Genomic DNA, 17,672 nt, shown 5'->3' on the forward strand with positions numbered 1-17,672 from the left:
CATGAGTTGCTGAGTGTCGATTGAAATGATGGGGGTTCATCAAGCTTTTTTTTTCAATTTCAAGGTTCACTACTTTAATATGTACGAACATGAGGGAGGAACAACAATGTCAAAAAAATGGTTCAGTATGGCAATCGTTTTAACCATGTTTGCATCACTTCTCGCTGCTTGCGGCGGAGGCGGAGGAAGTAAAGAGCCTGCTCCTGAAGCAGGAGGCAACAGCACTACACCTAAAGAAAACACAGCACCTGCAGATCCGAATCAATATGGAGATACTGGCGGATTAACACTGCCGCTGGTTGACAAGCCAACAACAATTACTTGGATGGTGCCAAGCGACAAGACAGATCTCAATGATTCGCTTATGGCAAAAGAAATAGAGAAGCGCACAGGCATTAAAGTTAATTTCCAGGCGTATTCGAAAGCTACCTACCAGGATAAGTTGAGAGTTATTGTTGCTTCTGGTAAACTCCCGGACATCTTCCATGGTCTGAAGTCGAACGAATTGAAGAAAATCGGACAGCAAAAGGCAGTTGTACCTATCAATGAATATGCCGATATGCTGCCGAACTTCAAAAAGCTGTATATGGAAGAGAACCCATGGGTTATTACCTCTTACGGCGATGAGAAGGGCAACTTGTATACCTGGCCGATTCATAACCTGAACCGTGACGTAAACCATGGCTTCATGTACCGTAAGGATGTATTTGATGAGCTGGGCATTAAAGAGTGGACAAATACGGATGAATTCTACGAGGCATTGAAGAAGCTGAAAGAGAAGTATCCGAATTCCTACCCTTACGCTTCCAAGAATAAGGAATATATTTTCCGTGACTGGTCTTATGGCTGGGGAATTGGCGGTGCAAGTTATCCGGTTTATTACAATGAATCCGAGAAGCTGTGGAAATTTGCCAGCACTTCTCCAGAGCATAAAGATATGCTGGACTTTATGAAGAAGCTTTACAATGAAGGTCTAATGGATCCGGAATTCCTGACAGATACACAGGAAAGCTGGACAGCTAAAATGACGACTGGCAACAAGGCATTTGTTACTTGGGACTGGATCGGACGTCTGGATATGTTCTATAACCAGGTTAAGGACAGCAACCCTAATTTTGATTTGAGATATGCTAATCCGGTTGGTCCGACTGGCAATGGCGCAACACTTCCAAAAGTTGATGCAAACTTTGGTATCACTGTAGCTAACAAAGAAAATAAAGAAGCTGCTCTGAAGCTGCTTGACTATTTGACAAGTCCATCAGGTGCAACCCTGATCACAATGGGTGTTGAAGGCGAAACGTTCACGATGGAAAACGATAAGCCGGTTTATCCGGAATTGAAAGACGTTCCTTTGGTTGATATCAGTGTGCTGGAAGACAAATATGGCTTGTGGATTGAAGGTATGTATCTGAACCCTGACAGACGCAGTGTATATTACAGCTTCACTGAGAAAGAGCAGGAAGCTCAAGACAAGCGCTTGAAGGCGAACAGCTTTGAGCCATTGGATCCGGTATTGAACTTCACGGATGCTGAAACTGCGCAGCTGGCGGAACTTCAAGTGAATATTGAGAAAGCTGCAAATGAGTTCAATTCCAAGTACGTCCTGAACAAGAACTACGGAGACAAAGAGTGGGAAGCATGGCAGAAGACAGCTGCAGCTCAAGGCTCCGAAAAAATGGTTGAAATCTTTAACGCTGCTCAAAAGCGCTTTGAAGAAGCTTCCAAATAATTAGTCATTACCAAGTCTGTTAATCATTTTAAAAAGGCAATTATTGGATGATGGCAGCATTCGGTTTAAACCGGATGCTGCTCCTCATCTAAAGGAGGAAACATCATGGCACATGCCGGCATCGAAGCAGGCAACCCATCACCAAAGAAAAATGCTGTCAAACGCAAAATGTCAGCTTTCCAGCATATGAAACGCGACAGACAACTGCTGATCCTGTTCCTTCCAGGTTTTCTGTTCTATCTGATTTTCCGTTACGGTCCTTTGTATGGGATGCTTATTGCGTTTAAGGACTATAGCGTATTTACAGGCATTATAGATAGCCCATGGGTAGGTCTTAAGCATTTTATTAACTTTTTCACCGGTCCTGATTTCTGGCTTTTGTTCAAGAACACGCTCTCACTTGGCTTGTTATCACTCATATTCTCATTTCCTTTCCCGATTATTCTGGCGGTCCTGCTGAATGAAGTACGGGTTAGATGGTTCAAGAAATCGATACAGACAATCAGTTACCTGCCGTCCTTCTTGTCCGTCGTTATCATCAGCAGTATGCTGATCGATTTCTTGTCACCAAACAACGGTATCATTAACCAGATTATTTCGGCCCTTGGGTTCGAATCGAAGTATTTCCTGATCGATCCTGCCTGGTTCCGTCCAATCTACATTTCTTCCGACATCTGGACGCATACCGGTTATGAAGCAATTATCTACATGGCGGCGATTGCAGGCATCAGCCCGTCGCTTTATGAAGCGGCTAAGGTGGATGGTGCGAAGAGACACCACATGATCTTTAAAATTACGATTCCTTCTCTGATGCCGACCATTATCATCATGTTTATTCTGAAGACTGGACAGCTGCTTCGCATTGGTTATGAGAAGGTCCTTCTCCTTTATAATCCGATGACGTATGAAGTAGCGGACGTGTTCTCCACCTTCGTATACCGTAAGGGTCTGCTGGAGGCGAATTACAGCTATGCGGCTGCCGTCGGTATTTTTGAAGCCGTCGTAGCGATGATCCTTCTGTTGTCCTCTAACTTCATGAGTAAAAAGATGGGAGGGAATGGCCTGTGGTAAGTCAAAAGTTAAGAAACATCTCGCTGTTCTCTGTTGTTAATACGATTATCATGCTCTGTCTCGCTGTTGTTATCTTGTATCCGATCATATATATTACGTCCGTTTCCCTAAGTGATACATCAGCAGTAATACAGGGACAGGTAAGTCTGCTGCCGGTGGGCTTTAACCTGGATGCCTATGCGCAGGTACTTCAGGATGCACGAATTCCGCGTGCATATATGAACACGATTTTTTATACAGCGCTTGGAACCACGGTCAACCTGCTGTTAACGGCGATCTGTGCTTATCCGCTCTCTCGTAAGGACTTTTTCGGTCGTAAATTCTTTATGCTGGCAATCATTTTGACTATGTTCCTGAATCCCGGCATCATCCCGAACTATTTGATCGTTCAGGAGCTGGGGCTGATTGATTCGGTATGGGCTCTCGTTCTTCCGAACGCCATCTGGACGTTTGAGCTGATCATTCTGAAGAGCTTTTATGAGAGTATGTCAGAGGGTCTTCGCGAAGCTGCTGTTGTAGACGGTGCATCGGAATTCCGTATTTTGTTCCAGATTATGATCCCGCTCTCGAAACCGGCGCTCGCTTCTATCGGCTTGTTTTATTTCATGGGACACTGGAACAGCTTCTTCATTCCGCTCATTTACTTGAACGATGCCACCATGTATCCGCTTCAAGTCGTTTTGCGAGACATGCTGATCTTTGCTGACAGCGGTAATAACCAGAATCTCGTAGATGCATCCGCCCTTGCTCCGCAAGCGATGAAGAACGCAACCATCGTATTGTCGATGATTCCGGTACTGCTTATTTATCCTTTTGCGCAGAAGTATTTTGCCCAAGGTGTAATGCTTGGTTCCGAAAAAGGGTGACGTAATGCTCTGTTGGGTATAACATGGTGTTAATGAAGGGATGACATCAAGAGAGGTGATCCAATTTTGAATCGATTGATCGCTAACAGGGGGCTTTTACAAATCTTCTTCGCTCTGCAGTTGGTCGTCGGCATCATGTTTATATTCAACTATATCGTATATAAGAACTCCATTTCCGGAATATACGAGAAGGTAACAGAGAACAACCGGATGGTTATCAAAAATATCATCCAGTCGTTCGACAGCAGCTTTACTTCAATTAACAACCTTATGTTCAATATTCACGCTCTGCCTTATGATCAGATCGCGGATGGTGACGGCAAGCCGGATATGGAGAAGGTTCTGGACTTGCAGGACAGCTTAAGCCGGATGGTATCCACTATGGATTTCGTAGAGGATGCGGTGATCACTTATGACTATAAGCTCGCAATCACTCCGCATGGAACGAGCAGCATGGAGTCATTATTCGACAGGAAATACATATCGGATAAATACAATTCGGTATTTTGGGATAATTTTATCCGTTCGAAGCATGACTCTACTGTCTTCCCTGCTGAAACCTACACAGAAATGAATTCAGGGCGTAAGAAGAATTTAATGGTCATGGTTGATAGCAGCAATATCAGAATGTCGAACAAGAAGCTGATGGTTCTGATTGATGTGAACAAGCTGCTGAACAGCATTGATTTAAAAGGGATGATTCCGGGTGCATCTCTTATGGTGCTGGATGATAAACGGAATGTCATACTCAGCACGGAGAAGGACCTGGATCTTGTAAATATTCTGAATGACGTCTATTTTAACCCTTCAAGCGAGGCGTCGTTAACGCATGATAACTTTGAATACAATTTTTATAAATCGGACTATAACGGCTTTATTTATATTAATAAACTACCGTACAAGTTCCAAAACATTCACTCGGTAACGAATGCCAACCTATGGATTATGTATGGGGCGATTTTGCTGGCGGTTATCTTGTCTGTATTACTGAGCATTTATTTATATAGACCAGTTAAGAACATTATGGGCGTTCTTGGAAGTTCTAATGTAAAGGGCAATGACTTCGTTAAAATTCAGAGCGGAATCATCAAAATGCAGCGTGAGAACGAGTCGCTCAAAAGTCAGATGGGTCTCGTGGACTCGGAAATGAGAAGAGGCGTGTTCTTACAGGCTCTCGACGGATATCAGCATTCAAGGGAATATGAATCGCAGATGCAGAATCATTACTCCTATTTGTTTCAAAACAGACATTTTGTTATGGCGGCAATCCATCTGCAGCCGGAGAATGGTGACGAGCAGCTGGAGTTGTCGGTAGAAGAACTGACGGAACAAATTCAGCATGGTCTGCAGGAGGTTTTGGATAATGTAATTGTCTTCCATGAGGACCATCTTAAATTTCTTATGCTCATTGGCATGGATCATACGTCAGATCGAAAGAAAATATTGAAGCAGTTCGAACAATACATTCGCCAGGCTGAAAATACCACATTTAAATCCTTAAAGGTATGGGGTTGTATCAGTCGGGTCTTTGAATCGAAGATCAGCAGCTGCCAGGAAGCATATCAGGATATCCAGCGCGGCTTCCTGTACAGGAACATTAATAAGAAAGAATGGGTAACGGATACAGAATCGATCCGCTTTGTTCCAGGCATTCATTTTCCTGTTCAACAAATTGAGAAGCTATCCAATTGTCTGATGACCGGAAAAACAGATGAAGCAATAGAGATTGTGGATAAGATCATTGAGGAAAATACCTCCTTGAATATTCATTATCACCAGATGCTCCATATCGCACAGACGATATTCTTGATTATGCTTAAACAGGTTAATGCATCAGAGGAAAGCCGCCAGGATTTATTCCGACTGGAAGCTGATATCATAGAAAAATTGCAGCGTGCTTATAGTCATCAGGAGATTCGTGAGGCCTTAATGGAAGGCATCAGGCGAGTGGCTGCCATGCATAATTATGACTCGAAGAGCAAGCTGAACCCGGCCTTTATCTCACAGTATATTGAGCTTCATTACATGGAGAATCTGTACCTGGATCATATGGCTGAGGTGCTTGATACGAGTTCTAAGTATTTCTCTAACTATTTCAAGAAGACATTTGGTGTGAACTATGTAGAGTATCTGAACAAGGTACGGCTATCCCACGCCAGAGAATTTCTGAAGAATACGGACCTCAGTATAGCTGAAATCGGTGAAAAGACAGGGTATTCGAATTCCTCAACGTTTACCACAACGTTTAAGAAGTACTGTGGAGTTTCGCCCAGCGAATATCGGAAAAATAATGGGAGATAGGTTGGACCAAGGAGGAACTGTATATTATGAAGGCGGTTATTGCACAGCATGGAAAGGCATCGGTTGCAGATATTGAAAGACCTAGTCTAGAGCCGGGGCATGTGCGTATACGTACAGAATATTCGGCGATTAGCCCTGGTACGGAAATGACAGTTATTAAGAACTCTGAAGAGCATAAGTCTGTTCTCGGTTACAGCGCGGTCGGTATCATTACAGAGCTTGGCAATCAGGTGGAGGGACTTGCAGTCGGTCAGAGGGTCGCCGTCTATGGAGCACCTTATGTTCGCCATGCTGAAGAGCTGGCAGTTCCGTCCAACTTAACTGCTGTTGTACCGGATCATGTCGCTCCGGAAGAAGCTGCGTTTGCGGGACTGGGCGCGATTGCCATTCATGCACTGCGTATAGCGGATCTTCGTTTCGGGGAATCTGCCGTCGTGGTAGGGCTTGGTATATTGGGCCAGATCATTGCACAAATCTCTTCAGCTGCTGCGAATCAGGTGATCGCGTATGACCTCAATAAAGTTCGCGCTGACAGCATGCGGAAGTATATCACTCATGTGTACGACACTGAAGCAGAGCTGGAGAAGCAGATTCTTGCTGTCACCGGTGGTCATGGTGCCGATAGTGTGATTCTCTGCGCAGGCGGACCAGGCGAACCTCTGATTAATTCTTCATTGAAATGGATCCGCGACAAAGGAAAAATTGTGATCGTTGGAGATCTTGCAATGAATTTCGATCGCGGGCTCATGTTCAGTAAAGAGGCACAGGTGCTTATCTCACGGGCCGGTGGTCCGGGACGCTATGACAAAGGCTATGAACTCGAAAATAAGGATTACCCGATTGGATTCGTCCGTTGGACGGAAGGCCGTAATACGGCTGAATATATTCGACTGCTGGCAGAACAGCGGATTTCGGTTCAACCGCTCATTTCAAGGGTTGTTCCGTTTGAAAGCGCAGCCGAGGCTTATGAGCATTATGGACCTGGCTCGACCATTATGGGTACGATCTTCAAATACGATTAAATTCTTGTCTGTCATCTCTCCGAATACGGATCATTCTTCCGATCGCTGTTGTCCCCGGATTTCTTCTGAATTGTGTAATTAATGTTGAAATCCGGGGACAAAGGCGAGCGTTTCACTTCTCCAGAATGATTCCGTCTTCTCCGTTGAAGCAGGAAAAATTAAACCTACAATAGGAATGTGGAGGTGTCCGCGTTAATGGAACATCGCAGCGCAGATATTGTTATTATAGGCGGCGGGCTTGGCGGCAGTTCGGCTGCACTCGCAGCAGCTAAATCCGGGAAGCGCGTCATTCTGACGGAAGAAACCGATTGGCTTGGCGGACAGATTACGAGTCAGATCGTACCGCCTGATGAGCACCCTTGGATTGAGAAGTTCGGCTCCACCGCAAGTTATCGGGAATACCGGGATCGTGTGCGGAATTATTATAAGGATAACTTTCCGGTAACGCCGGAGTCCCGGAATGCGAGATATTTCAACCCGGGCAGCGCCATGGTCAGCGCGATTGCTCATGAACCAAGAGCTGCATTGGCCGTGCTGCGGGACATGATGGCTCCCTACATTCACAGCGGAAAGCTGATTGTAATGACGGAGCATGTGCCTGTACAGGCAGAGACGGACGGTGATGATATTACAGCTGTTCATGTCCTGAATAAAAACACGGGGGAAACGCTCATTCTGACAGGTGCCTATATTATTGATGCCACTGAAGAAGGGGATCTGCTTCCGCTCGCAGGAGTTGAATATGTAACAGGCTCGGAATCCATTAAAGAGACGGGTGAGCCGCATGCACTGCCTGGGGACGCCGACCCGCAGGATATGCAGGCCTTCACGTGGTGCTTCGTCATGGATTACTGCGAGGGTGAGGACCATACGATTGAGAAGCCTGAAACTTATGACTTCTGGAGAGAGTATCAGGCCGATTTCTGGCCGGATAAACAGCTGAGCTGGGCAGGGCTTGTACCGCACACCTTGGAGCCGGTTACCTATAGTCTGTTCCCGGACGGGAAGTCATTCTCGCTGTGGAAATACAGACAATTGGTGGACCGTGAGAACTTCGTAGAGGGAACCTTTGATACCAATGTGACGGTGGTGAACTGGCCGGCTAACGATTACTGGCTGGGCTCTATTATCGATGTCCCTGAAGAAGAGCGAAAGCTGCATCTTGAGCGGTCGAAGGAACTTAGTCGCTCACTGATGTACTGGATGCAGACAGAGGCGCCGCGCCCTGATGGCGGCAAGGGCTATCCTGGCCTTCGTTTGCGGCCGGATATCGCCGGTACGCCGGACGGCTTTGCCAAAATGCCGTATATCCGCGAGTCCCGCAGAATCAAGGCAGAGTTTACCGTGCTGGAGCAGCACGTCGCAGCAGCCTCCCGTCCAGACGGGAAAGCTGAGGATTTCTTCGACTCTGTAGGCGTCGGCTGTTACCGGATCGACTTGCATCCGAGCACGGCTCTGCGGACATATGTCGATTTCTCCGCTCTGCCATTTGAAATTCCGCTGGGCAGCTTGATCCCGATTCGGGTCAACAACCTGATTGCGGCTTGCAAAAATATCGGAACGACCCATATCACAAACGGCTGCTACAGACTTCATCCGGTCGAATGGAATATCGGTGAATCGGCTGGCTATCTTGCCGCCTACTGTGTAGAGCATGGGGTGAAACCAAGAGATGTCCGTAATACACCAGAGCATCTGGAAGCACTGCAGCGCAACCTTGTAAATGCAGGCGTCGAGCTGAAATGGCCTGTCATTCACGAAGTGTAGATTAAGGTGAATTCAAATGTTGAAGTGCCCCCTGTCCTTTTTAGGAACAGGGGGTTTCTTTGTATACACTGAAGGGTTTTCCCGGAGTCGGTAAAGAGCCATGCTGCGGGTATGCTATAATCAAAGCAGTCAATCTAGGATAAGAAGGAGGTGAAGCTCATGGAAGTGACAGCACAGGAAGTTGCGGAGTGGATGGTGAAGGAAATAAAGTTCACAGGAACACTGCGACAAGAAGATGCGATCGAGTATGTCAGGACTCACTTTGGTGAGCAGTTTGTTTTTGTAAATGAGAACGGCAATCTGTCTCTATCCAAAGAGGTGAAAAAAGCCTTCCGGAAGCTTCACGGCGGCCGGATTGCATGGGACCGTGACGGTTTTATGTGGGCTTGGACGTAAAGTATTGGACTTAACGAATTAGCATGAACCGGTGGCAGGATGCCATCGGTTTTTTAGGCTGTAACTTAAACGCTTCATGTATATTCGCATTACGGTATACGGACGCATCAATATAAACTGATCTACTATTATGCTGAAGCACTGGGTACCGCAGGTTCGAAGGATGAGAACAGACCACTGAAGCAGATTGACTAAAGATACAATACGAAGGCATAGAGACAGTGCTCTGGAACATGAAAAAGGCGATCAGGCGACTATCTGGTCGCCTTTTTCACTTTTGAAATAAGTGACCATGAAGAGGAAGCTGTGAAAGTAAAACGTTAAAGTTGATAATTGGATAGAGATAAGGAAACTTTTTTGTTAAGTAACAACCTGCTTGTTAGAGGGTTTAAACTTCTGTGGAATGTGATTTAATAACTTCTGTACCAAACTCCAAGCATTCAATGCATATAGAAACTCCTGGCCCTATAGCTAATTCTCCGACTTCTTCTTTGCTTCTACGACAAAAAGAACAAGTTGCAACGTGTTCTATATTGCTTATACTATTTTGATTTGTAGTTTTTTCTAAAGTATTGTACAGTTCATCAATTACTTTCGGCTCAATATAATCGAAGTCTCCTTTTAATTTCACCGCAATAGTTGTATAAGCAATAGCCATACCTTCATAGAAACGTTGTCTTTCTAATTGGTCACTACTTTTAGATTTCTCTTCACATAACTTGCTAAGTTTCTCTAATTCTAAGATCATATCTTCAATTTTTGCACCTCGAAATGTTTTTTTACGAAAATCTTGATCCATCACTTATACCTCCTTTATTGTATGTACACATTTGTATACATAATGAGATATATTCTTCAGAGCTATAGATTGTTCCTTCAATTTTTAGTGTTTTGGAGCCATTTTGACATCACAGGTCTTGAGGCTAAACTGTTTGAGTTGGTTCAGCCCAAGGAACACGGGGAGTACTTTGTATGTTTTCCTGTCGGCATGGAAACGGGCAGCTTCACTTATGTAGCTGCAGTCAAGGGAGATAAGCAGCCGCCTGGAGGGGTATCTCTGTTCCAGGGAGAGGTGCCTGAGGCAATGTATGCGGTGTTCACAACACCCCCGGCAGATTATGCCGATCAAGGATTTGTACAGACGGTGGCTGGAACATGGAGATATATTTTAGAAGATTGGTTCCCGCGTTCTGGATATGAGTACGCACCAGATAAAGTGGAGGTTGAATTCTACGATGAGCGATGCCATGAGCAGACTGGAGCCGTTATGGAAATCTATATTCCTGTTATGAAGCAGGTGTAATGTTAGTGCAGACGAAGTCTGTACGCCTGTTCACATGCGGTTACTGAAGATGCTTATACACGGGAGTCAAAAAAGTTTTAGTGCGATGGTTGACAAATAATATGAATTAAAGTATCTTATAAACAAGTTGATATTAACTAAATAAAAGTTAGTGAAATTCGAAAGTGTTAGTTAGAGAGGGGTAAATTAAGAAATGTTTAAATTGTAGCTAAGGAATAACCGCATTTTTTTTGAGTATATATCTTAATGTAAAGATTTTTGAAAAAGAAATAATATCATAAATTTAAATGGAGGAATTTATAATGAATTTTGAATTGGGTTTACTTATTCTTCGTCTGGTTGTTGGTCTGTCATTTGCTGCGCATGGTGCTCAGAAATTATTCGGTTGGTTTGGCGGTTATGGTCCGAAAGGAACAGGGGGCTGGCTGGAATCCGTGGGAATTAAGCCTGGTGTAACCATGGCTGTGGTTGTGGGCTTGATGGAGTTCGTCGGCGGACTGCTGTTTGCTGCGGGATTCCTGACAATCGTGGGTGCTGCACTGATTATCCTTGCGATGCTTGGAGCAATTGTGAAGGTTCACGCCAAGAATGGTTATTGGGCAACGGCTAACGGATATGAACTGAATCTGCTGATCATTGCGGTGGCGCTGGCTGTAGCCTTGATGGGTGCGGGTGCATACTCACTGGATGCTGTTGTGTTCAACTAAGCAGTTCAAGTTTTACTTGCAGGAGGCAAAAGAAACCCGTGTTAATCGGGGCTTCTTTTTCCTTTGTATTTATTAGAGATGGTCATAAGGATCAGTCCAGCGATCAAAAAGATATAACGCCATACTATATAGGGAGCAAGCGTTTCTATAATCATGAAGGCCAGTCCTACTGCGAATAACAAACTTCCAACAAACATAAGCCATTTCCGAATGGCTGGTCTGCTCATCGTAATCATCCTCTCATACTGTGCATCTATCTTCTGAAACTATGAATTCGAAAAGTATAACAGTTTAAGTGTAATTGACTAACCGCGGAAAAGTCCACCCTCCTTGAGCCGGAAAGTGGACTTTTTGTTATGGAGTTGAAGAAAGGGGGAGGGCTTTCTTCTGTAAGCGATTGAGCTTGTGGACGTGAGAAACCCTGACTAGGGCGGGATGAGGGCTGGTCATGGAAGGGGTACCGCTTGGAAATACTCTGTAGTATCTATAGATAAAGGAGCGAACCCGAACATGTATGAACCCAAAACCAAACCAACGGATAACAGTGTGCTGGAGTTTATTGAGAACGTGGATAGTCCGGGCAAACGCGAGGATGCGTATAAGCTGCTGGATATTTTTACGGAAACGACAGGTTATGAGGCGAAGATGTGGGGGCCGAGCATCATCGGCTTCGGTTCCTATCATTACAAATACAAGACCAAGCACGAGGGGGATGCGCCGCTGGTCGGCTTTTCTCCCCGTAAAGCCAAGATCAGCCTGTATTTTGCAACGGGTGACACGAAGAGGGACGAACTGTTAAAAGACTTCGGGAAGCATACAGCAGGCAAAGGCTGCGTGTACATTAACAAGGTAGCTGATGTGAATACAGACGTGTTGAAGGCGCTTATTAACCAGTCCGTGCATTTCTTGAAGGAACAATATCCGAATAAATGAATAAATAGAGCTACATAACCAAAAGACGGGATAGAGGGCAGATTTAGAAAATCCGCCTCTATCCCGTCTTATTTATTTATGGGGTCAGGTTCTTGATCTGATCCATGGTGTCCTGAATTTTACTGATTGTTTGAGCCATTTCTGTGTTCTTAAAGTCTGTGACTCCGTTCTCGATCTGAGTTCGATATTCATCGATCTGTCCGCTTAAGGTTTCGTTATACTGGCTGATCGTCTCGTGAATACTCTGTGCAAATGCAGGAGCCTCCAGACCATTAAACTCTGAAATCTTTGTCTTCATGCTATCCAACTGCTCAGTCAGTTTCTCCTTGGCATCGATATTGTTCGCAGCTTCTTGTGCCAGATCCGGAATGGTACCGGCGAACTGGGCTGCCTCGTTCACAAACGAAGTTGCCTGTTCCGTGTAATCCAGAGATTTTCCTGCTTCCTCCACTATAGAGCAGCCTGATAAGAATAGGAGCACAAGCGTAATTCCAAGCCAGCTTCTTAACTTCATTCAACAACCTCCTGTAACTGAAATGAATGTCCTTTTTATATCTACTACGCAAGAGCGAAGCATTGGTTCGATAAAAAAGTTCATCATCCGTTACCCGACATGAGGGTTTGTTGAAAATGACATAGGAAGTTGACAGCATTTTGAGTATCAGATAAATCTGCGAATCACACCGATGGCACTCATCACAGTTATGATAATGCTCCCCAATACAGCAGCTTCAAACCTGGAATTATTAATCTCCAAAGGTACTGCGGCATTCGTACCAGGACCAAGCGGCTCAGTATCAACGTTCTGGATCGGTCCTGTATTACCACACAAATTCGGTCTTAGCTTACCGTCTCGATCGCCAGCAAATACAAGATATTCTTCACCTTGCTCAAATTCAGTCCAAAAATTCTGGTGCAGCGTAACCGTTGATTTAGTGGAGGCTCCTTTCCACCATGTAGTTACCTGAAAGGTCAATGAATCGTTTGATTCAGCAATAAGTGTTCCCTTGAAGGCGAGTTTAGAATATTCTAATTCCTCTACCAAAGGCCTTGGTGGTTCTACGCATTTCAATGCGTAAGCATCGAGTACAGGGAACCCTAATATAAAGCTGAGGGCAAATACAGCAGCAGAGAGCGATTTGATAAGCCGGTTCATCATTAAACTCCCCTTATTAATCGTATAAGTGTTTGACGAACCCCTTACTCTAAAGGTTGCAGTACATGGCTATCCATATCGTAACCGTTCTTCGAATACCACTAGTTCGCCCTCACAGTCCTAATTCATCCTCAATCCCCATCATCATTCGATAAGCCCCAATGGAGATATTAGCACACACCGCAAGGGTAATATCAGTCTCCGGATAATACGCAGAATGAAAGCATATCCCCGGGTCATAGCCCATCACATGATATTTGTATATCTCTTTGTTCTTCATGCCAATCCACACACCGTATCCATAATAATCATCACCCTCGCCCTCGGTATGAGGGGTAAGCAGCTTCATAGTCATCGCCTGACTTAACAGCTTGAAATTCATAAGTGAATCCCAGAACCTGATCATATCCGGCGCCGTTACAAAGGCTCCGCCATCGGGGCCGCCCTTGGCCGGCAGGGAGTAAATATTTGTCCTCCACGTACCATCTTCGCGATCAATGTATCCAGTGGCCGTGCCGCCAGGCAGCGCATCAAGCTCGAAATAACCGGAATCCCTCATGCCAGCCTTTTCAAAGATCCGCGATTGTACATAATCTGAATAGTTCATGCCGCTAATCTTTTCGATGATTAATCCAAGCAGGATAAACCCGGCGTTGTTGTATTCGAAGCGTTCGCCCGGAGCGAACTTCATCTGTTCATGCTGAAACAGTGGCAGGAAATCCTGAGGAGTGCGCATATGGTACATCGGCCGGTCAATCCATAATTGTTCAAAGTCGCCCATGGCATCTTCGTCAAAATAATCAGGCACCCCTGATGTATGTGTCAGAAGCTGATGCACGGTGATGTTGTGATCAAAATGCGGGAATTTAACGTCCAGACATTCATGCAGTTTCGTATCCGCAGAAAGTTTGCCTTCTTCAATGAGCTGGCAGATGGCAACAGCCGTAAAGATTTTGCAGCCTGAAGCAATACCAAAGCGTGTTCCCGTATGGTTTAGCAGACGATCTGCACGATTGGCATATCCATAGCTGATATTGGCTAGAACTGCGTCCTTCTTCTGTACCAGAATTGTTCCCGAGAATGTACCGCTGTCTTGGATTTGCTCGATATGAGTTATTAATTGATTAGTCATGAAAACTCCTCCTAATGTAGAAAAAAAGAGCAGCACTCTCCTGCTCGGTGCTTCTCTGCTGACTATACTGCTGCCGGATCCTTTAATGTGGTAATGGTCTGGTTCTTGCCGCTTCGCTTGGCTGTATACAGCATAGCGTCAGCTTCCGCGAATATCGCGGCTTTTCCGGTTCTGTAACGATAGGATGCAAGCCCGATGCTGACCGTTACGTTTCTGCTGTTCATTTCGGGATGGTGCATCCGTTCAATTTCTAACCGGATACGTTCGATTGTATCGAACGCTTGTGCCAGTGTTTTATCGGTAAAGATCACGGCGAATTCTTCACCGCCGAACCGGGCTGTAATATCATCCGGAGAAGGCATGGACTGCTTCACGACCTGCGACACACGCTGAAGGATAAGGTCGCCGACAGCATGACCGAACGTATCATTTACTTTTTTGAAGTTATCAATGTCGATAATGGCCAGCTGTAATGGCAGCCCGTATTTATCGCTCTGGACAATCAGATTGTCCAGGTATTCATGGAAGGTCTTATGATTATATAAATCCGTTAGCGCATCAAATTTGATCTGCCGATCCATAATGACGGACCGTATGAGCAGATCCTGTGCGGATTGAATAGACTTGTTCAAATAAGCAAGCAGCTCTCTTCGCTGCTTTATTAACGCGCAAAATATGATGAAAACACCCAGCATAGTAAAAAGGTAAGTAATAAGTTCGCTCGTGGGGGCGTATTTAAACAGCGTTGGGGAAGTGAAGGATAAGATCGTGAGAAGCATCGCAGCTGAGGAAAAGGCAAAGATCAGTTTGCGGTACTCATCATAAAAGAGCGACACGATGATAGGAAGGACCATTAAATATTCAATTCCCTCGACGGCCGGGTAATCGGCAATCAGAATGGAAGCAAGCAAGGTTCCGGTAAGAATCATAAGATAAGGACTTTCCCTGTCCAGCCACCGGATAATTATTTCAATGCTTGTCATGAGAGAAAGCTGCAGAGCGAAAAGAAACAGCATCGGATAAATGCTTTGTGCATCTAAACCGGGTGGGGAGTTACCATTGATTATGAACAAGGCTGTGAACTGAGTTATCAGCGAAATCAGGATAACAATCCAATAGCTGTTCATAATTTTCCGGTTCCATGGCCTGCGATGGATTTCAATCCATTGCAGCTTGTTCATAGCGATCTCACCACCCTTGTAAATTTCTAAACATACAATAAAGGTAAAATATTACTGCATCAAATCCATTTTAATATATGTCCAATGAATAATCTATGGGATTTGTTAATCGTTCTTTTTGTACGACAATGCGTTCTTTTTGCCCCGCAAAATAATGGAACAGAAGATGTATAATGATATTGCCGCCTCTCATTCAGCATGGGATCGGAATCGGATCGGTTTTTTTAGATGAGGCAGCTAAAGTGCTGGAAGGGGAGGTTCTGTATGGCTGAACAAGGACAAATTTCTTATGCATTATTTGAGCTGCTGAACGGACTAAATCTGGAGAGCAAGCAGCATGAAGCCATGATGCTTCTAACGGTAACAGAGGATCACTGGCCGCATACAGCCATGATCAGTGTTGGCGAGGTTGTAGCACTGAACCCACATTTGCTGCGCCTGGCATTATGGCCCGGAACACAAACGACCCGAAATATGATCCGCAGCGGACAAGCTACACTCGTTGCCTTTTATGCAGGGTCTGCCCATTATGTGCGGCTCAGGTTATCCCGGTTGGCTGAGCTTCCCGAAGCCCGGCATCCGCGGGAACGGTTCGCGGCAGAAGTGATGTCGGTTCGAGAGGATACAGCTAAGTATGCAGAGATTGATTCGGGGGTGAGAATTACCCTGAAAGAGCCGTCAGATGTGCTCCAGCGCTGGAGAGAGACGATTCAGGAGCTGCTGGAATAAATGCGAAGATACCGGTTGGACACTTAAGTGAGGAAATTTTTTAAATAATTTTGTTATATTTTTAATAAAATCGCATATGATGATAAAAAGATTATTCGCTAAAAATAACTTCAACATTTGCCATCTTACATTAAGTGTGATATTATAGGACTATCGAAATCGACCTGAATTCACATATTGTAGAGGGTTGTAATTTCAGGTAACCTTGTACAATATGTGAATTTTTTTATTCGTCTACGAAGTAAAAAAGGTCATGTAAATAATCTTCAAGGAGGTACACCCCATGCAAACAGGTACTGTTAAATGGTTTAATGCAGAAAAGGGCTTCGGCTTTATCGAAGTTGAAGGCGGAAACGATGTATTCGTACACTTCAGCGCGATTCAAGGCGATGGCTTCAAAACGTTGGACGAAGGACAACGCGTTGAATTCAACATTGTTGAAGGAAACCGTGGACCACAAGCTGAAAACGTTGTAAAACTGTAAGACCTACAAGGCAGGCTGCCCTTAATGTGTGACATTAAGGGCAGTTTTGTTTTATTATTCTGCGACGAGGACAAGGAGGAGTGTTCATGTATTCGCGTAAGAACGCAATGGAAAACATCCCTGAAGAAATGACAGAAGTATGGTCGTGCACGAAGGATGATTGTAAAGGATGGATACGGGATGATTTTGCATTTGAAACAGAACCGGTCTGTTTACTGTGCCAATCTCCTATGATCAAGGAAACGAGAAAGCTGCCCTTGCTCGTCAACACGAATAAGAAGCAAAAATCCCTGAGCAAGGGTATCCTGATCGATCGGAAGTAGCGGCTAAGACCACCAGCAGCGATGGGTACGGTCGGTATCTTTTCGAAAATGTACGAACTTCCGCAGCGCCTAACCGTTCTGTTTGAATAAAACAGAGGTGGTTAGTAATATATGAGTCCACTTTAAGACGCAGGAGCATATAGAAGATGCGGAAAGCGCATAAATTCCAAAGGAGTGAACCGTATGAATACGCAAAACGAGGTTCTGAAACGCTGTATTGATAACATGATCATACAGGAGAATCAGGAAGGCCTGAATCACCAGGAAAAATTCATCATGCAGAAGCTGATGAGAGATAAGTTTCAAATGGAGCATGAGAGCAAGCTGGAGAACAGTGAAGATTAATTAGGCGAGTAGGAAAGAATTTACTCAATCCGCTAACGAATGACTGTTTCATATAAAAGGCGTGAACAGGCAGATTAAGTTCTGCAGTTCGCGCCTTTTTATGTTATCTTGGAAATATGAGGATGATGGCGGATTTTGTCGAGATGAAGTTTATAGCCGAGATTCCTTTTACATATATTGGTCTTCCGTTTGGAGGATAAAACATATAGTCTATGAAAAAGTTAACT

The 17,672-nt window shown here is 44.7% G+C and carries 20 protein-coding genes; 14 read left to right on the forward strand and 6 right to left on the reverse strand.

What is annotated here, in order from left to right:
* Positions 1-106: 106 nt before the first annotated feature.
* The 7 genes from BN1234_RS01660 (at position 107) to BN1234_RS01690 (ending at position 9,152) form a co-directional block, all read left to right on the forward strand.
* On the forward strand, positions 107-1,729 hold the full coding sequence (locus BN1234_RS01660; protein WP_054954920.1) for an extracellular solute-binding protein: 1,623 nt from the start codon (positions 107-109) through the stop codon (positions 1,727-1,729).
* Positions 1,730-1,834: 105 nt separating this feature from the next.
* Positions 1,835-2,800 carry an ABC transporter permease gene (locus tag BN1234_RS01665; protein WP_054954921.1) on the forward strand — a complete coding sequence of 322 codons (966 nt, stop codon included), beginning with the start codon at positions 1,835-1,837 and terminating at the stop codon, positions 2,798-2,800.
* A gap of 50 nt (positions 2,801-2,850) precedes the next feature.
* Positions 2,851-3,666 carry a carbohydrate ABC transporter permease gene (locus BN1234_RS01670; RefSeq protein ID WP_370733778.1) on the forward strand — a complete coding sequence of 272 codons (816 nt, stop codon included), beginning with the start codon at positions 2,851-2,853 and terminating at the stop codon, positions 3,664-3,666.
* A gap of 66 nt (positions 3,667-3,732) precedes the next feature.
* The gene (locus BN1234_RS01675; RefSeq protein ID WP_054954923.1) at positions 3,733-5,967 is read left to right on the forward strand and encodes a helix-turn-helix domain-containing protein; all 2,235 of its coding nucleotides are present in this window, start codon (positions 3,733-3,735) and stop codon (positions 5,965-5,967) included.
* 26 nt (positions 5,968-5,993) lie between these two features.
* Positions 5,994-6,989: a zinc-dependent alcohol dehydrogenase gene (locus tag BN1234_RS01680; protein ID WP_054954924.1), complete on the forward strand. Its 996-nt coding sequence runs from the start codon at positions 5,994-5,996 to the stop codon at positions 6,987-6,989.
* Between the two features lie 195 nt (positions 6,990-7,184).
* The gene (locus BN1234_RS01685; protein ID WP_054954925.1) at positions 7,185-8,756 is read left to right on the forward strand and encodes an FAD-dependent oxidoreductase; all 1,572 of its coding nucleotides are present in this window, start codon (positions 7,185-7,187) and stop codon (positions 8,754-8,756) included.
* Positions 8,757-8,915: 159 nt separating this feature from the next.
* Positions 8,916-9,152 carry a DUF6953 family protein gene (locus BN1234_RS01690; RefSeq protein WP_054954926.1) on the forward strand — a complete coding sequence of 79 codons (237 nt, stop codon included), beginning with the start codon at positions 8,916-8,918 and terminating at the stop codon, positions 9,150-9,152.
* A gap of 388 nt (positions 9,153-9,540) precedes the next feature.
* Here BN1234_RS01690 and BN1234_RS01695 read toward each other — a convergent pair whose 3' ends face one another.
* The gene (locus tag BN1234_RS01695) at positions 9,541-9,951 is read right to left on the reverse strand and encodes a ClpX C4-type zinc finger protein (protein WP_054954927.1); all 411 of its coding nucleotides are present in this window, start codon (positions 9,949-9,951) and stop codon (positions 9,541-9,543) included.
* Positions 9,952-10,020: 69 nt separating this feature from the next.
* Here BN1234_RS01695 and BN1234_RS01700 point away from each other — a divergent pair, with 69 nt between their 5' ends.
* On the forward strand, positions 10,021-10,455 hold the full coding sequence (locus tag BN1234_RS01700; RefSeq protein WP_054954928.1) for a GyrI-like domain-containing protein: 435 nt from the start codon (positions 10,021-10,023) through the stop codon (positions 10,453-10,455).
* A gap of 302 nt (positions 10,456-10,757) precedes the next feature.
* The gene (locus tag BN1234_RS01705; protein WP_054954929.1) at positions 10,758-11,162 is read left to right on the forward strand and encodes a DoxX family protein; all 405 of its coding nucleotides are present in this window, start codon (positions 10,758-10,760) and stop codon (positions 11,160-11,162) included.
* 41 nt (positions 11,163-11,203) lie between these two features.
* Here BN1234_RS01705 and BN1234_RS01710 read toward each other — a convergent pair whose 3' ends face one another.
* Positions 11,204-11,389: a hypothetical protein gene (locus BN1234_RS01710; RefSeq protein ID WP_054954930.1), complete on the reverse strand. Its 186-nt coding sequence runs from the start codon at positions 11,387-11,389 to the stop codon at positions 11,204-11,206.
* Between the two features lie 283 nt (positions 11,390-11,672).
* On the opposite strand from BN1234_RS01710, the gene BN1234_RS01715 reads away from it, so the two are divergent.
* Positions 11,673-12,095 carry a DUF1801 domain-containing protein gene (locus tag BN1234_RS01715; protein WP_054954931.1) on the forward strand — a complete coding sequence of 141 codons (423 nt, stop codon included), beginning with the start codon at positions 11,673-11,675 and terminating at the stop codon, positions 12,093-12,095.
* 76 nt (positions 12,096-12,171) lie between these two features.
* On the opposite strand, the gene BN1234_RS01720 is transcribed toward BN1234_RS01715, so the two are convergent.
* From BN1234_RS01720 to BN1234_RS01735, 4 genes are all read right to left on the reverse strand, one after another.
* Positions 12,172-12,609, reverse strand: a complete 438-nt coding sequence (locus BN1234_RS01720; protein WP_054954932.1) for a DUF6376 family protein — start codon at positions 12,607-12,609, stop codon at positions 12,172-12,174.
* A gap of 147 nt (positions 12,610-12,756) precedes the next feature.
* Positions 12,757-13,254 (reverse strand): hypothetical protein, encoded by a 498-nt coding sequence (locus BN1234_RS01725; RefSeq protein ID WP_156337102.1) that lies wholly within the window; start codon positions 13,252-13,254, stop codon positions 12,757-12,759.
* A gap of 109 nt (positions 13,255-13,363) precedes the next feature.
* Positions 13,364-14,383 carry a serine hydrolase domain-containing protein gene (locus tag BN1234_RS01730; protein WP_054954934.1) on the reverse strand — a complete coding sequence of 340 codons (1,020 nt, stop codon included), beginning with the start codon at positions 14,381-14,383 and terminating at the stop codon, positions 13,364-13,366.
* Between the two features lie 62 nt (positions 14,384-14,445).
* On the reverse strand, positions 14,446-15,564 hold the full coding sequence (locus BN1234_RS01735) for a GGDEF domain-containing protein (RefSeq protein ID WP_054954935.1): 1,119 nt from the start codon (positions 15,562-15,564) through the stop codon (positions 14,446-14,448).
* A gap of 264 nt (positions 15,565-15,828) precedes the next feature.
* Here BN1234_RS01735 and BN1234_RS01740 point away from each other — a divergent pair, with 264 nt between their 5' ends.
* The 4 genes from BN1234_RS01740 to BN1234_RS22395 all read left to right on the forward strand — a co-directional run bounded on the left by BN1234_RS01740 (position 15,829) and on the right by BN1234_RS22395 (position 17,445).
* On the forward strand, positions 15,829-16,293 hold the full coding sequence (locus BN1234_RS01740; RefSeq protein WP_054954936.1) for a hypothetical protein: 465 nt from the start codon (positions 15,829-15,831) through the stop codon (positions 16,291-16,293).
* A gap of 283 nt (positions 16,294-16,576) precedes the next feature.
* Positions 16,577-16,777 carry a cold-shock protein CspD gene (gene cspD, locus BN1234_RS01745; RefSeq protein WP_006207896.1) on the forward strand — a complete coding sequence of 67 codons (201 nt, stop codon included), beginning with the start codon at positions 16,577-16,579 and terminating at the stop codon, positions 16,775-16,777.
* Between the two features lie 86 nt (positions 16,778-16,863).
* Positions 16,864-17,100, forward strand: coding sequence for a cold-shock protein (locus BN1234_RS01750; RefSeq protein ID WP_054954937.1), 237 nt, complete (start codon positions 16,864-16,866; stop codon positions 17,098-17,100).
* Between the two features lie 183 nt (positions 17,101-17,283).
* The gene (locus BN1234_RS22395; RefSeq protein WP_170307959.1) at positions 17,284-17,445 is read left to right on the forward strand and encodes a hypothetical protein; all 162 of its coding nucleotides are present in this window, start codon (positions 17,284-17,286) and stop codon (positions 17,443-17,445) included.
* Positions 17,446-17,672: the final 227 nt, after the last annotated feature.

It is taken from the genome of Paenibacillus dakarensis, from assembly GCF_001373415.1.
Taxonomy (GTDB): Bacteria; Bacillota; Bacilli; order Paenibacillales; family Paenibacillaceae; genus Paenibacillus_AQ; species Paenibacillus_AQ dakarensis.